Annotated in this window: 11 protein-coding genes, 1 rRNA gene and 1 riboswitch; of the genes, 2 read left to right on the top strand and 10 right to left on the bottom strand. The window is 49.2% G+C overall.

What is annotated here, in order from left to right; all coding sequences use genetic code 11:
• Position 1: 1 nt before the first annotated feature.
• The 6 genes from E2I14_RS04200 to E2I14_RS04175 all read right to left on the bottom strand — a co-directional run bounded on the left by E2I14_RS04200 (position 2) and on the right by E2I14_RS04175 (position 8,766).
• The gene (locus E2I14_RS04200) at positions 2 to 4,342 is read right to left on the bottom strand and encodes a translocation/assembly module TamB domain-containing protein (protein WP_133325795.1); all 4,341 of its coding nucleotides are present in this window, start codon (positions 4,340 to 4,342) and stop codon (positions 2 to 4) included.
• 3 nt (positions 4,343 to 4,345) lie between these two features.
• Positions 4,346 to 6,274, bottom strand: coding sequence for a BamA/TamA family outer membrane protein (locus tag E2I14_RS04195; protein ID WP_133325793.1), 1,929 nt, complete (start codon positions 6,272 to 6,274; stop codon positions 4,346 to 4,348).
• A complete protein-coding gene (locus tag E2I14_RS04190) occupies positions 6,271 to 6,678 on the bottom strand; it encodes an ExbD/TolR family protein (RefSeq protein ID WP_227544586.1) in 408 nt (135 codons plus the stop codon). The genes E2I14_RS04195 and E2I14_RS04190 overlap by 4 nt, the downstream gene beginning before the upstream one ends.
• A gap of 17 nt (positions 6,679 to 6,695) precedes the next feature.
• Positions 6,696 to 7,376, bottom strand: a complete 681-nt coding sequence (tolQ, locus tag E2I14_RS04185) for a protein TolQ (protein ID WP_133327057.1) — start codon at positions 7,374 to 7,376, stop codon at positions 6,696 to 6,698.
• Positions 7,377 to 7,426: 50 nt separating this feature from the next.
• Positions 7,427 to 7,855, bottom strand: coding sequence for a tol-pal system-associated acyl-CoA thioesterase (gene ybgC, locus E2I14_RS04180; protein WP_133325789.1), 429 nt, complete (start codon positions 7,853 to 7,855; stop codon positions 7,427 to 7,429).
• A gap of 161 nt (positions 7,856 to 8,016) precedes the next feature.
• Positions 8,017 to 8,766, bottom strand: a complete 750-nt coding sequence (locus E2I14_RS04175; protein ID WP_133325787.1) for an SDR family oxidoreductase — start codon at positions 8,764 to 8,766, stop codon at positions 8,017 to 8,019.
• A 197-nt stretch (positions 8,767 to 8,963) separates the two neighbouring features.
• Positions 8,964 to 9,118, top strand: a riboswitch (ZMP/ZTP riboswitch).
• A 106-nt stretch (positions 9,119 to 9,224) separates the two neighbouring features.
• Between E2I14_RS04175 and glyA the strand changes: the two genes are divergently transcribed.
• The gene (gene glyA, locus E2I14_RS04170) at positions 9,225 to 10,472 is read left to right on the top strand and encodes a serine hydroxymethyltransferase (protein WP_133325785.1); all 1,248 of its coding nucleotides are present in this window, start codon (positions 9,225 to 9,227) and stop codon (positions 10,470 to 10,472) included.
• 91 nt (positions 10,473 to 10,563) lie between these two features.
• Positions 10,564 to 11,049, top strand: a complete 486-nt coding sequence (nrdR, locus tag E2I14_RS04165) for a transcriptional regulator NrdR (RefSeq protein ID WP_133325783.1) — start codon at positions 10,564 to 10,566, stop codon at positions 11,047 to 11,049.
• 31 nt (positions 11,050 to 11,080) lie between these two features.
• Here the strand turns inward: nrdR and E2I14_RS04160 are convergent, their stop codons facing one another.
• The 4 genes from E2I14_RS04160 to rrf all read right to left on the bottom strand — a co-directional run bounded on the left by E2I14_RS04160 (position 11,081) and on the right by rrf (position 14,241).
• Positions 11,081 to 12,121, bottom strand: a complete 1,041-nt coding sequence (locus tag E2I14_RS04160; protein WP_133325781.1) for a quinone-dependent dihydroorotate dehydrogenase — start codon at positions 12,119 to 12,121, stop codon at positions 11,081 to 11,083.
• A 72-nt stretch (positions 12,122 to 12,193) separates the two neighbouring features.
• On the bottom strand, positions 12,194 to 12,931 hold the full coding sequence (locus E2I14_RS04155) for an arginyltransferase (protein WP_133325779.1): 738 nt from the start codon (positions 12,929 to 12,931) through the stop codon (positions 12,194 to 12,196).
• 1 nt (position 12,932) lies between these two features.
• A complete protein-coding gene (aat, locus tag E2I14_RS04150; RefSeq protein WP_133325777.1) occupies positions 12,933 to 13,658 on the bottom strand; it encodes a leucyl/phenylalanyl-tRNA--protein transferase in 726 nt (241 codons plus the stop codon).
• A 470-nt stretch (positions 13,659 to 14,128) separates the two neighbouring features.
• Positions 14,129 to 14,241 (bottom strand): 5S ribosomal RNA (rrf, locus tag E2I14_RS04145).
• Positions 14,242 to 14,249 lie beyond the last annotated feature (8 nt).

Raw genomic sequence — 14,249 nt, 5'->3', positions numbered from 1 at the left:
GCTATTTCTTTACCAAATTACGATTTGAATCGAAAGAAAATGTGTATTGTCCATCAATTGCGTTATCACTGCCAGTGCGCCCGATCAAACTAAAGCGTCTTGTAAGCTGCCAAGTGAGTTTAATTCCATTGGTCGCGTCAGTGAGGCTGCGCTCAATCGAAAACACTAGATTGGGCGTCAGGTGCTTGCCAACGCTAAAGACTTGGTCGCTTGAGACGGTATTGCCGATGCTGCCAGCAACGGTTTGGGCGGGCAATTGCGATCCCGGCGCGGTGCTCGTGGTGCCGAGCGAAATATCATCCAATCCCAAGGTATGAGCAATATCGCGCGGCATGCTACTGCTGCTATCCCCACCAAAAATCGCCCCCGCGGCGCTCATCAATAATGCTGCTTCTGAACCTGCCATTTGATCCGAGCCACGCCCCAAAACCATCCAAGACAATTTATCCGAATCGGGCACATTGGGTTCGGAAATTAAACGCACCTCAGGCTTGGCGACAGTCCCAATTACTTCCACCCCTGCTTCGACCGGCAATCCGCGGCGCATGGCGCGCACGTTAAGACCTGGGTTATCTGGCGCGCCTTGGAAATTAATAATCCCGCGCTCGATTGCTAGCTTTTGTCCGTAGCCTTCGTAATTTCCACCGACTGTTTGAATCGAACCAGTGGCTTGGATCGAGCTGCTGTTTTTACTGCGCAGGCGAATGTCGCCGTCCAAACTAGTATCCAAACCGCGCCCAACGAACACAAAATTTTTGCCCGTTCGAATACTGAAATCCAGATTCGATTGCATAGCACCAGGTTTCTCGGTGCTTTTCTTCGCGTTCTTTTTCAGCACTACAACATCACTGGAAAGCCTTGGCGCGGCATCTTTGGGAACCGAAAAATAAGCCGCATCCACGTTCAACTGGCCGGTCACATTCCATGATTGGCTAGTCGTGCCAAGCAGCACGTCGCCTGAGGCCACCATCCACGAATCGGGATTTTGGATAAATGGGAAACGCTGCCAATTGGTATTGATCGCGCCCAGCTTTGTTTGCCAATTAATCGCCCCGCTTGATTCAACGACCCCGATTTCTTTGAGCCACGCAAGATTGGTTAAGTTATCGTGCTTAGGCGGATTCTTAATCGCTTGCGAGAATTTAAGGCTAGTCAATTTAAACAACTGACTATCCAAGCTCGCGTCTAATGTTCCATTGGGTAGCAACACGCCGATGTCCGTGAGCGAAACTTGTAAATCTTGTCCAGTAACCTGCGCCGCGTAATCGGGCTTATCCAAGCTGCCCATTAGCTTTCCGTGGGCATTTAATTTGCCGCGCAACGCCACGCCGGAACCAGCAAGTTGACTTAAAAATTGAATATCCTGAATGCTCATATCCGCGGTTCCGGATAAGGGCGCATCGTGCGGAAATTCCCAACCTTGCGCGGTCTTGTTCAACATGGAATTAAACTGCGCCTCAATACTACCGAGTTGCTTACCCTGCGCCAGTAATTGAATATGAATCGGCTCGCGCTGGGTATTCGATAGGATGCTAGTTTTCCCAATTTGACGCACGCCTGAAACGGCATCCGGATCACCCACTGTGGCTTTGAGTAGCACATTCTGCAATCCTAACGCCAGCGATTGAACATGCCCACTGGTCAGATCGCGCACCGATAAATCGCCGCTGCTACGCTTGATTTCAAGTTCACCCGTAGCACGATCACTCAAATCCAAATGCCACGCAGCGTCAATCATCAGTTTGCCGGTCAGCGGCAAATCTTTGCGCCAAAGTCGCAGCGCAGTAACGACTGGCAAACCTTGGAAGCTTCCCGCAGTTTTGATCGTTCCATCCGACCAGATCAATTGCCCAACTTTAAGCTGGCCTAATTTACCCTGCCAACTCGCCGCGCCAATCTGGGCAGAATTCGATGACACCTGCAGTGCGAATGGCTGGTCTAAATGAAAATCCAGCGGACCAGTTAAATTAAATTGCGCGATTTGGCCTTGCCATTGGATTCCATTGTGATTGGCTAAATTAGCATTGGTCGCCTCATGCAAATCGCCACTGGCTTGCAACGCCACTTGCTGCTGTTGCGGCAGATTAGCGAGCAGGGTAAGTTGATGCGCATGGCGCACGCCGGATAAGTTTGCTTTAATTTGATCGATGGAGAACGCGGTACTTTCGCCCGTATCGGGATCAATCTCGGCTCGACCGAGAACCAATCCAGTTATGTCGACATTGCCTTCAAACCGACCTTGCGTTCCCTCAGCCAAACCTAATGAAGCCTGCAAATTGTCGAGTAATACGCGATTCGGAATAGCCAACTTGGTCGCTTTTATCGCTAACGTTCCACTCGGTTGCGCTGCGTTACCCGACAAAACGGCATCCACAAAAATGGCACCAGATAGTTCCACTGGCACGAGTTTTTGAAACGGTTTGCTCAAGCCCGATAAATTGGGAATCGCAATCGATAATTGCAACTTTTCTGAATGGGAAACTGCGTTCGCTTTGGACTTATTCAACGCCCCTAACTGCCAGTTTCCCGAAGCAGAAAGATGATTCTTACCCCAGTTGAATTCCAACTTTTTAATCGAAAGCAATTGGCCTTCTTGCGCCACCGCGTCCGACTCCCCTTGCAGATTCAAACCAGCAAATTGACCGGATAGCTCGGCCACTTTGGCATCCACCAACCAGCCTTGCTGCAACTGCCCTGCCACAGAGAAGTGACTGCCGATACGTCCAGCAGGTACATCAATCCAACGCGCAGGATTGAAGTTTTGCGCCTCGCCCACCAATTCAAAGGCTTGCTTACCTTGCAAATCAAATTTGCCCTTGACGGATAACTTGGCGTCGTTAGAGGATAACGAAAACTGCTTAAGATCAATTTTCAAATCCTGACTTAACGCCGCCTGAGCAACTAAATTGGCACCGAAGCGGGCTTGGTTTTCCGTCAAATCCAATTTAATTTGCATACCTGCTTTAGTGGATGCAACGTCGGCTTTGCCGCTAAGCTGAGTTTTTTTCAGCCGTCCATCCAACTGCAATAAATCCAGGTTCACCACACTGAGCAATGCGTTCACGCTGGGTAGCACATGCCCTGATTGGGTTGCTGAGGTTTCTAGTGTTTTTGTGGTTTCTGATTTGGCCGGAAAAATATAGCTTCCCGAACTGTTCGCCGAAGCGCCTCCGCCTAATTCGATAACTGCCGATTGCCACGTGATTTGGTGTGCTGAAATAGCGAGTTTGGTTTTTAAGGCGGCAACAGGAATCGCGCCTAAATTCCATGGACCGGAACGTGCATTGCTCGCCGAAAAGTCGCCCTGTAATTCAGGCGCGGCACCGGTGCCAAGCAATTTAAAATCGCCCACCAATCCAAGCAAGGCTTTGGGCGCATCAGCATAAAAAGTTGCTGGATTGAGATCGCGCAGATCAAACTGCAAAACCTCCAGAGGCAAAGGCGCAAACGGCGTGATAATGGCATGGATAGTTCCGTTTGCAGAAGTCGAACTCGGCAGGGATTTGCTTGCGCCAGCGCTCTTTGAGTTAATTGGATTAACCGCTGTCAATTCACTGACCCTGAGATTGGCTTGCACCACAATTCGGCTTAAATTGCCGCTCAGATCAGCATGCGCGGAGCTGACCGGCAGCATGAGTCCATCTTGATTGAGCGCCAAACCTTGCCAATCTAATTGGGTCGTCAGATTAAATGGAGCTGCGCTGGCGAGCTCAGTTTTAGCATTCGCATTACCCCACGGAGTTGTGCCCGATAAGGTTACTCGGTAGCTGGATGAGTCTATAGAGGCTTGCGCGGACAGGGCCTCAAATTGCAGCGGATTGCTGTGTTTGCCGTCCGGCTCTAAGGTGCTTAACTCAAAGCGATTTACCGACAGTTGATCAGCTTGAATCGATTTAATCATTGCGGGTAATTGCAGTGATTTAGGCAAGGTAGCAGGCTTGCCATCTCCGGCGGGAGTAGCTAATTTAAGATTATTCACCCGCAAAAAATCGAGGTGTAATCGGTGTTGCCAGAGTTCGGACAAGCGCCATTGCAGGCTAATATCGTCGGCTTGCAAATCGAGCTTGGCAGTATGCAGGTCAATATGTTGGATGCTTAATTGTTGAGTAAAGCTTCCCGAGATGCCCGAAAATTGAACCCCGGCTGATTGGCTAATTAATCCCAAAACCGTTCTCGCGCCTGATGCGGTACCAAGCACCCAGTAAGCGCCGATCACCACAACCAATAGCAAAGCAGCGACAACGCCGAGCAGCGTTTTCAACAGCCGATAACGCGCATTGTGCGCAATCGGCTTGGGAGCTTGTGCGCTGGCGCTGTTTTGGGTGGAGTTGGGACTAACCATGATTTAAAACGCAATCCCAATAGAAAAATCTAAACGAAAGCGCTTAACCTGACGACCATACGCCAAATCAATCGCAATCGGACCAGCCGGCGTTTTGTAACGTCCGCCCAGGCCGAAACCTTGTTTAAGGTCCAGCGCTGAAACCTTATCGGCCGCGTCGCCCACATCAACAAAGGCAGCAACGCCCCAGTTTTCTTTTAACCAATGCACGTATTCCGCCGTTGCCGTGGAAAGTATCCGTCCGCCCACCACACCGTTGTCTTGTTTTACACCAAGGCTTTGATAGGAATAACCCCGCACGCTACCGGAGCCACCGGCGCGGAATAAATAATCTTCAGGAATGCCATCGCTACTTGGGGACGCGACATAACCCGCTTCGGTACGCAAAATAATCACGTCGCGCGCGCCGATGGGAATCCAATATTGGTATTTACCATATAGGCGCACAAAATTTTGGTCGGACAACAGCGCCTTGGTGGCGCCGCTCACGTCGAGTTGCAAAATGCTGCCTTGGCGTGGATCGAAGGTGTTATTGACTCGCCGCCAAGTCCAACCTAAGGAGCCGACCAAAGCTTTAGCCAACACTTGGTCACCGCCATTGACCGTGCTGTCTTCGTACACAAACGATAAGCCGATGCGACGCTCAAGTGCACCCTCGGTAATAACGCGTTTTGCGCCAAATGAAGTCGTCGCGGTTAATAAGCCGGAAATATCAGAGCGATCAAATAACACGCCAAACGAATCCAAATAGCCACTTCGGCGCGGCGGAAGATAGATATCGGTATAACCAACTTGGCGCAATTGCTCAATCCGAATGACACTACGTAAATCATAGGCCGCGTCATAAAAATTTCGATCACGAAATGACACTTCGCCGCGTGCGCGGGTATTCGAGCTATATCCAGCACCTAGGCCAACATCGTATTCGTTGCGCTCGGTGAGCAGCACTTCAACGGGCACCGCAGCGGCAACCGCTGGATCAGGATCAACGCTGACGGTCACGGAAGAAAAGTACGGCGAATTTTGTAATTCGCGCTGAAAGTCGAGTAATTTTTGCCTATCGTAGGCGTCGCCGGGCTTCGGTGGGTGATAGCGTTCCAGCAGCCACGGCTTATATAAACTCAGCCCCTGCACATGCAATTGCCCCATATAAAAAATCGGGCCGCTATCCAAATCGATAGCCAGATCAGCTTGCAGGTCTTGAATCACGGCTTCGCTATTGGCGATCTTAGCGGCGGGATAGCTGCGTTCGGTTAGCGACTCCAAGGCGTGACTCTTAGCGCGAGTCCAATCGTCATCACGAAAAACTGCATTCACCGGCAAGCCCCAACTTTGGCGAATTTTGCTTTGCAATTCAGGCGTGACCGCGCTGCCGATGAAACGAATTTGGGCCGAACTGATTTTGGTTGGCGCTCCTAAGTCGAGCTTAATCTTTACCTTTGCGCTGTCTTTTTCGGTCACAGCTTCAAAACCTATCGTCGGGCTGAAATAGCCTTCTGTCGCTAGGATGTCGCCGATTTCTTTTCTGACTGAAAAGCGCAGCAAACGCGCTTCGGAGGGAGTAATTTTTTCTTTGGGACGATTAAACACAGAAACATATTTAATCAGCAAATCGTGAATTTTCTCGTCCACATTGTGATTATCGAGCAATTCAAAATCCGTCACCAATGCGACTTCTGGTTCATCGGCGGCTTGGGTTTCGGCCGGCGTTTCTTGGGGCGCTTGCGGGGCTAATTCTTGTGTTGAGGCTGAAGCTGGGGATGGAGTCGGAATTGGAGTTGAACCTTTATTCGACTGCACGGCTTCGTTAGGCAATTCTTGGGTTGACTTTTCGACTGGCACAAGCTGCTCTGCAGGCGCTGCTTGTTGTGTCTGTGCTGATAAGCTCGCGCCCACAACGAGCGCGAGAATCACCCAAGGTGTCAATTTCATTTAGTGGCTAAACCTACTCGTGTGATACCTAATTTCTTTGCTCCTGCAATCATTTGCATGACTTCATCGTATTTGATCTCTTTGTCTGCCGCGATCAACAGCGGCAAATCCGGTTCGGTTTCGTGCAGATGCTGCAAACGCTCCAGCAAATCCGCGTGGCTCAAGGTTTTTTCGGGCTTGCCTGCGCTGTGCTTGCCGACGGTGGCCGTGCCATCTGGTTTGATCGCGATTTCTAAATAATCTGTTGGCGCTTGTTTTGATGGCCCTGCGTTGGGTAAATTGACCACACTTGGGTTGGTCATTGGCGCAGCTACCATCAAAATCACTACCAGCACCAACATCACGTCGATATAGGGAACCACGTTAATTTCAAATTTTAATTTGCGGGTGCGACCGCTACGCATGCTGACTGCCATAATACTTAGCGTCCTTGACGTTGCAAAATATTCGAAAATTCTTCGACAAAACTCTCGAAACGAATCGATAAACGATCGATGTCGTGGGTGCAGGAGTTATATGCGACCAGCGCTGGAATCGCCGCAAACAAACCAATCGCCGTGGCAATCAAGGCTTCCGCAATCCCCGGCGCAACCGCCGCTAACGTGGCTTGCTGCACGTTAGCCAAACCGCGGAACGCATTCATAATTCCCCACACCGTTCCGAACAAACCGACGTAAGGCGACACCGAGCCCACCGAAGCTAGGAACGATAAATGCGAATCAAGCGCGTCCATTTCACGTTGGTAAGCAGCACGCATTGCACGGCGCGCGCCATCCAGCATGGCCGCATTATCTGCGCTTTGACCACTGGCGCGGCTTTTATGAAATTCACTCATACCAGCACCAAAAATACGCTCTAACGCTCCACTTTTGGCGCGACGCGACTCCAATGATTTATACAGTTCTTGCAAGCTGCCGCCGGACCAAAATTCACGTTCAAAACTTTCGGTTTGTTTGCGGGCTTTGTTAATCGCAAAGCGCTTGCGGAAGATGTAATTCCAACTCATCAGAGAAACACATAACAGCATCGCCATAACAATCTGAACGATGATTGAAGCATTCGTAATGAGCGTAATAAAGGAAAGGTCTTGAGTGACAGTCATCATGTTCTGGAAACTAACTTTAAGGAAGGTGAGATAAATTGATTAAACAGCTATGCATTGACCGGAAAATACTGTGCTTGGACTTGTTGTACAACATTGGGCGGAATTGCACAGGGACGAACCAGCTCGCAATCCACACAGCCTACTTTGATCGACCCGCTGGCTAAGCGTTGATCGCCGCGCCACCCTTCTTGGGTGAACAAAATCGACGCTTTGCCCAGCTTTTCTACCGCCACGGTAATACGCAGTTGGTCGTCCAATTTAGCGGGCGAATGGTAATCCATGGAGGTTGATTTAACGACAAACATCGCTTTTTGTTGCTCGGCCATCAGTTGTTGATTAATACCCGCGTGACGCAGCCATTCGGTGCGGGCGCGCTCAAAAAACTTAAGGTAATTGGCGTAATACACAATGCCGCCCGCGTCGGTGTCTTCGTAATAAATGCGGATAGGCCAAGAAAACTGAGCAGCTTGAGTCACAGGTGTTTTTCCAAATCAACAAGAACGGGGCATTTTATCGTATTTCTATCCAGCAAAATAGCTGGTTTTATACTTAACTAGGGTGCCTTTGCCGAGAAATAAATGAGCGGCGTTGCCTGAGTGAAAGACAATGCCGCTCGAATTTTTAATCTGACGGTATTTTAGCTTTCGCGGTGGATCGCCAGTCCAGCAATACTTTGGCAAACCGGCATTAATTCAATATTGTTCACATTCACGTGTTTGGGCAATGTAGCAATCCAGTAGGCGGTTTCAGCGATATCTTCGGCGGTCAATGGCTGCGTGCCTTGATAGACTTTGGCGGCGAGTTCTTCGTCGCCACGGTAACGCACTTGCGAGAACTCAGTGCCACCACACAAGCCCGGCGCAATATTGGTCGCACGCACGCCAGTTCCGGCCAAGTCAGAGCGTAAATTGAGGGTGAAGTGATCAACAAAGGCTTTGCTTGCACCGTATACATTTCCACCGGGATATGCATACGTGCCCGCGATAGAACCCAGATTGATTACCAAGCCGCTTTTACGCTCAACCATGCCCGGCAATACAGCGCGCGTCATGTGCACCAACCCGCGATTATTGGTGGCAATCATGGTATCCCAATCCTCTAACGACGCCTTCTGCGCGGGCAAAACGCCTAACGCTAATCCAGCGTTATTGATCAGCACATCGATGTTTTGCCAGTCGCTTGGCAACGCCGCTAACATTGTTGGGATGGTGTCGACTTGGGTCACATCCAAGGTAATCGGTAATAAGGCATCGCCCAATTCGGTATGCAGTTGGGCCAATTTTTCAGCCCGTCGCGCGGCGGCAATCACTTTATGTCCACCCTTAACAAAAACGCGCGCCATTGCTGCGCCAAATCCTGAACTTGCTCCTGTAATTAGTACGATCATGTCTATTTCCTATTGGTTTTCAGTTGTTTTATATTAATTTAACCAGCCCAAAGGCCTGTTGTGGCTGTTTAGCGATGCAATCCAACCCGCAGTATATTATTTTCAGACAATTCAAGTATTTATCCTCGGAAAATCGGGGCAAAAAGAGCCGCAAAACTTGCTGAAATAGTGGGCATCGCGTAGAATCTGCCGACCATTTCGTCTCACGCAACTGGCGAAGTCGTTAAGCTTTTACCAAGGTTTAGCGCAAGATGGAGTTCCATCGGGAAGCGTGAGATTTTATTTGAGCATTTTTTCATCAGTTACACGTTTGCTGAAATCATGTCCAAAGCCGTGCGCCTGGGTAGCCAATATGGTAAGAACGTCGTCGGCTGCCTGTCTGTATAATTTGCCTCTCATTTCATCAACAACGCAGCCATCAACGATATCGGACTTATCCTTCATCGCTAGGAAAAACAATGTTTAGCAAAAATCACACTTTAGAAAATATCGATCCAGAACTTTTCGCCACGATCCAACGTGAGAATGTGCGTCAACAAGAACACATTGAATTGATCGCATCCGAAAACTACACTTCGCCAGCCGTGATGCAAGCGCAAGGCTCGCAGTTGACCAATAAATACGCCGAAGGCTATCCGGGCAAGCGTTACTACGGTGGTTGCGAACACGTGGACGTGGTGGAGCAATTAGCGATTGATCGTTTGAAGCAATTGTTTGGCGCAGAAGCTGCCAACGTGCAACCGAATTCTGGCTCCCAAGCCAACCAAGGTGTGTTTTTTGCCGTGTTAAAACCAGGCGACACCATCATGGGCATGTCCTTGGCCGAAGGCGGTCACTTGACTCACGGTATGCCGCTCAATATGTCTGGCAAATGGTTTAACGTTGTTTCCTATGGTCTGAACGCCAAAGAAGAAATCGACTACGACGCGATGGAAAAATTAGCGCGCGAGACCAAACCAAAACTCATCATCGCTGGCGCATCGGCCTATTCGTTGCGCATCGACTTCGAACGCTTCGCGAAAATCGCCAAAGAAGTCGGCGCGTACTTCATGGTCGATATGGCGCACTACGCTGGCTTGATTGCCGCTGGCGTGTATCCCAATCCAGTGCCGTTCGCCGATTTCGTCACATCGACCACGCACAAATCGTTGCGCGGCCCACGCGGCGGTATCATTTTGATGAAAGCGGAACACGAAAAAATCATTAATTCGGCCATCTTCCCAGGCTTGCAAGGCGGTCCTTTGATGCACGTCATCGCCGGTAAAGCCGTGGCGTTTAAAGAAGCGTTGTCACCAGAATTCAAAGCTTATCAAGCGCAAGTTGTGAAGAATGCCGATGCCTTAGCAAAAGCTCTGATCGAACGCGGCTTGCGTATTATTTCTGGTCGCACCGAATCGCACGTGATGTTAGTCGATTTGCGCTCCAAAAATATTACCGGTAAAGCCGCCGAAGCATTGTTAGGCACCGCACACATTACCTGTAACAAAAACTCGATTCCTAACGACCCGGAAAAACCATTCGTGACTTCTGGCATCCGTTTAGGTAGCCCTGCAATGACAACCCGCGGATTTACCGAAGCAGATGCCGCTAAGGTTGGTCACTTGATCGCAGACGTGTTGGACAACCCAGAAGATGCTGCCACGATCGAGCGAGTCAAAGCAGAAGTGAAAAAATTGACCGATGCCCATCCAGTGTACGAGGTGTAGTTAGTCAGTAAAATTAGTAAGTCAAATGTCGGACCCAGTGCTGCGTTTTTGTTGAATAACAAACGCAGCACTTTTTAAATCAGGCTAGCCAATGAAATGCCCTTTTTGCCATAACGACGATACCCAAGTGCTCGATACGCGCGTCTCCGAAGAAGGTGATGCGATTCGACGTCGGCGTCGGTGCAATAAGTGCGAAAAACGCTTCACAACTTACGAGCGCATCGAATTGGCGATGCCGTATATCGTGAAAAAAAACGGTAGTCGCTGCGATTATGATTCGACCAAATTGCGCGCTAGCTTGATGCTGGCATTGCGCAAGCGCCCAGTTTCCGCACCCGCCATTGATAGCGCGATTGAGCATATTGAAGAGCGTTTATTGGCCAGCGGTGAGCGTGAAATTTTGTCGGTGAAGATTGGCGAATTGGTGATGCATGAATTAAAGAAGCTCGACAAAATCGCCTACATCCGCTTCGCGTCCGTGTACAAGAGTTTTGAAGACGTCGCCGAATTCCGCGACATGATTGAAGAGTTCAGTCCGGCGTCTTTCCCGAGAAAAAAGACGCCGAAACGCAGTTAAAGCAAGGTTGAGATCACGCGTGATGGCGCTTTTACTTGCGTTTTAAGGCTTCTGCGCATTCACGAATCAAGGCTGGTCCTTGATAAATAAGCCCCGAATATAACTGCACCAGTTGCGCGCCAGCGTTGATTTTGGCCTGCGCATCTTCCCCAGACAAAATTCCACCAACACCGATAATGGGAATCGCGTCACCAAGTTCAGCCTTCAAGCCACGGATAACTGCGTTCGATAATTCAAACACCGGTGCGCCAGACAAACCACCAGCTTCTTGCGCGTGATTTAATCCCGCAACCGCATCTCTACTCAAGGTGGTATTGGTGGCGATAACGGCGTCAATTTTGTGTTGCAATAATTTGTCGGCAATCATTTTGATCTGCTCAACATCCATATCGGGCGCGATTTTCAACGCCAACGGAACATAGCGCTTATGTTGATCGGCTAAACGCTGTTGTGCATCTTTGAGCTTAGCCAACAATTCATCCAACTCGCTCGCGCCTTGCAATTGACGAAGATTTTTTGTATTGGGAGAAGAAATATTGACCGTCACATAGCTCGCGTACGGATAGACTTTTCCCAAGCAATGCAAATAGTCGTCCGCCGCACGTTCAATCGGGGTGTCGGCATTCTTACCAATATTTAAACCGAGCACGCCCAACTTATCCTGATAAAACTTGGAACGTTGAACATTGGCCACAAATGCATCCACACCGCCATTATTGAATCCCATGCGATTAATAATCGCCTGCGCTTGCGGTAAGCGAAACATGCGCGGCTTGGGATTGCCCGCTTGCGCCCGCGGAGTGACAGTTCCAATTTCAATCGAGCCAAAACCCAACGCGGCCAGTCCATCAATATACGCACCATCTTTATCTAAGCCTGCAGCCAAGCCAACCGGGTTGGGAAACGTGATGCCCATTACCTGACGGCGATCGGCGTCGGGTCGGCAAATTAATTTGGTCAAACCTAGCGAGGCGACATCTTTTAATAAAGGCAAAGTCAGATTGTGAGCGCCCTCTGGATCCATAGAGAATAAAAATGGGCGCGCGCAGGCGTATAAAAGTTTTGTGGACATAGGCTATTTCCAGCTCGGGCTGGTTTGGTTTATAGATGAAGTAAATCGGATACGGAGAAGTTTAGGAGAGATTTATGAATTGTTGATGTAATCAACTAAGGCCCAGCTATCCTCGTTTAACGCTTCGAAAGGCCGAAAATTAGATTTATATGACATTTTACGGCTTTCTTTAATCCAATAACCAAGATACAGATAAGGTAAGCCGACTTTTTTTACTTGCTCTATTTGCCACAACACGTTGTAGGTACCGTAGGAAGTGCCTTGTTCTGGTTCATAAAAGGTGTACACCGACGAAAAACCGTCATCCAAAATATCAATCAGACTGACCATTTTGAGGACCTTATTCTGGTCTCTGAACTCAACTAAGCGCGACTCAACCCGGCTTTGCAGTAGGAATTGCATGTATTGCTCGCGACTGTCGTGATCCATGCCGCCGCCCGAATGACGCGATTGTTGGTAGCGTTGATAAAGTTCATAGTGTTCGGGTATATAACTTAAATCGCAGACCCTTGTGACTAACGAAGCGTGTTGCGCCAAAGAGCGTCGCTGACTGCGATTTGGGGTAAATTGATTGACCAAAACACGCACCGGGATGCAAGCACGACAATCATCGCAATAAGGCCGGTAGGTAAATTCCCCGCTGCGACGAAAGCCATTTTTTACCAAGACGGAATAGGCTTTGGCATCAATAAACTGCGGCGGCGTTGCCACCTGCGAACGCGCGGAACGATCGCTCAAGTAGCTACAGCTATACGGAGCCGTCGCATAAAATTGAATCGCCTTGATCGGCAAATCATTCAACTGTGTCACATCAAACTCCCGCGCCGCATGTTTTCCACTCCAAGATTGGCGGCAATTTAGTTGCCTGTTGAATCCAACGAATAAACTCTGCCCGTGGAATTGGCGTGGCGCCTAGTGAAGCCAAATGTCCGGTCTCTTGCTGGCAATCGATGAGCTTCACGTCATGCATACGTAAAAAATGAACCAAGTGCGCCAGCGCCATCTTTGAACCGTCTGTCACACGTGAAAACATCGACTCGCCGTAAAACATTTTTCCGATACAAACTCCATAAACGCCTCCTACCAATTCGCCGTTGACCCACACCTCGGACGAATGGGCAAAACCCAATTGGTGTAACTTCGTATAGGCCAGAATTATATCGTCTGAAATCCACGTTCCCGAGTTAGCTTCACCCGGATTTGCTCTTGGCATCGCGCAATTTTGCATCACCGATTGAAAGCTTTTATCGAATATAAATTCAATCGAATCGTCTTTTTGGAATTTTCGGAGCGTCTTTTTCAGACTTTTAGAAAGTTTGAAGTTGTCCAGAAAAAGAACCATGCGTGGGTCAGTAGACCACCACAAAATCGGCTGATCGTCCGAGTACCACGGAAAAATCCCATGGCGATATGCATCCAACAATCTCTGTGGCGATAAGTCAGCCCCCGCCGCCAACAATCCCGCCAATCCGTCTTGGGCCGTCAACGCGGTGTCAACATTTGGGAAAGGACTGTTTTGATCAAGCCAAGGAATCATGACTCACTTTTAAAAAAATCACGCTATTGAAATAAAAGAAAGGAAGTCAAACCAGCATGACTCATCTCGATGCCGATGCAGCAAAATAATAGCGTAGTTTATTCACCGTACTCAATAAAGTTAGCGATTGCTCTAACAAGAAAGCTGGTCAGTGAAAATTGAAGTGAGGCAATCCTGAGTGATTGGATTTGTTGTAATACCTAATAGAATCGAATAAGCGACCATCTCTGGATAAGATGAACCGGCAAAAAGATGTCGCGCTAGTTTCTTTAGCCCACTACAGTTTATAAACGGTGAAACTCAGTTCAAAAGTATGTGAACAATTCAGCTGAGCAGTCTGCAAAGATCGTAAAGAACTCATCCGCACCACAAGCCGATCAGCCGTGCCCGCTGCCGAGCAAGATGTGCGGAACCGGATAGGGCATAAAAAAACCCCCGCTAGTTAAGTAGCGGGGGTTTTAGGAATAACAGCCTGACGATAACCTACTTTCACACTGGTTGCAGCACTATCATTGGCGCAGAGTCGTTTCACGGTCCTGTTCGGGATGGGAAGGGGTGGGACCAACTCGCTATGGTCATCAGGCATAACTG

It is taken from the genome of Sapientia aquatica, from assembly GCF_004358105.1.
Lineage (GTDB): Bacteria > Pseudomonadota > Gammaproteobacteria > Burkholderiales > Burkholderiaceae_D > Solimicrobium > Solimicrobium aquaticum.
This window is presented reverse-complemented; position numbering and strand designations above follow the sequence as displayed.

Bases quoted from the DNA above. Each gene is read 5' to 3' on its own strand.
- nrdR (WP_133325783.1), top strand. From the start codon at position 10,564: ATGAAATGCCCTTTTTGCCATAACGACGATACCCAAGTGCTCGATACG.
- E2I14_RS04200 (WP_133325795.1), bottom strand. From the start codon at position 4,342: ATGGTTAGTCCCAACTCCACCCAAAACAGCGCCAGCGCACAAGCTCCC.
- E2I14_RS04195 (WP_133325793.1), bottom strand. From the start codon at position 6,274: ATGAAATTGACACCTTGGGTGATTCTCGCGCTCGTTGTGGGCGCGAGC.
- tolQ (WP_133327057.1), bottom strand. From the start codon at position 7,376: ATGACTGTCACTCAAGACCTTTCCTTTATTACGCTCATTACGAATGCT.
- aat (WP_133325777.1), bottom strand. From the start codon at position 13,658: ATGATTCCTTGGCTTGATCAAAACAGTCCTTTCCCAAATGTTGACACC.
- E2I14_RS04160 (WP_133325781.1), bottom strand. From the start codon at position 12,121: ATGTCCACAAAACTTTTATACGCCTGCGCGCGCCCATTTTTATTCTCT.
- E2I14_RS04190 (WP_227544586.1), bottom strand. From the start codon at position 6,678: ATGCGTAGCGGTCGCACCCGCAAATTAAAATTTGAAATTAACGTGGTT.
- glyA (WP_133325785.1), top strand. From the start codon at position 9,225: ATGTTTAGCAAAAATCACACTTTAGAAAATATCGATCCAGAACTTTTC.
- E2I14_RS04175 (WP_133325787.1), bottom strand. From the start codon at position 8,766: ATGATCGTACTAATTACAGGAGCAAGTTCAGGATTTGGCGCAGCAATG.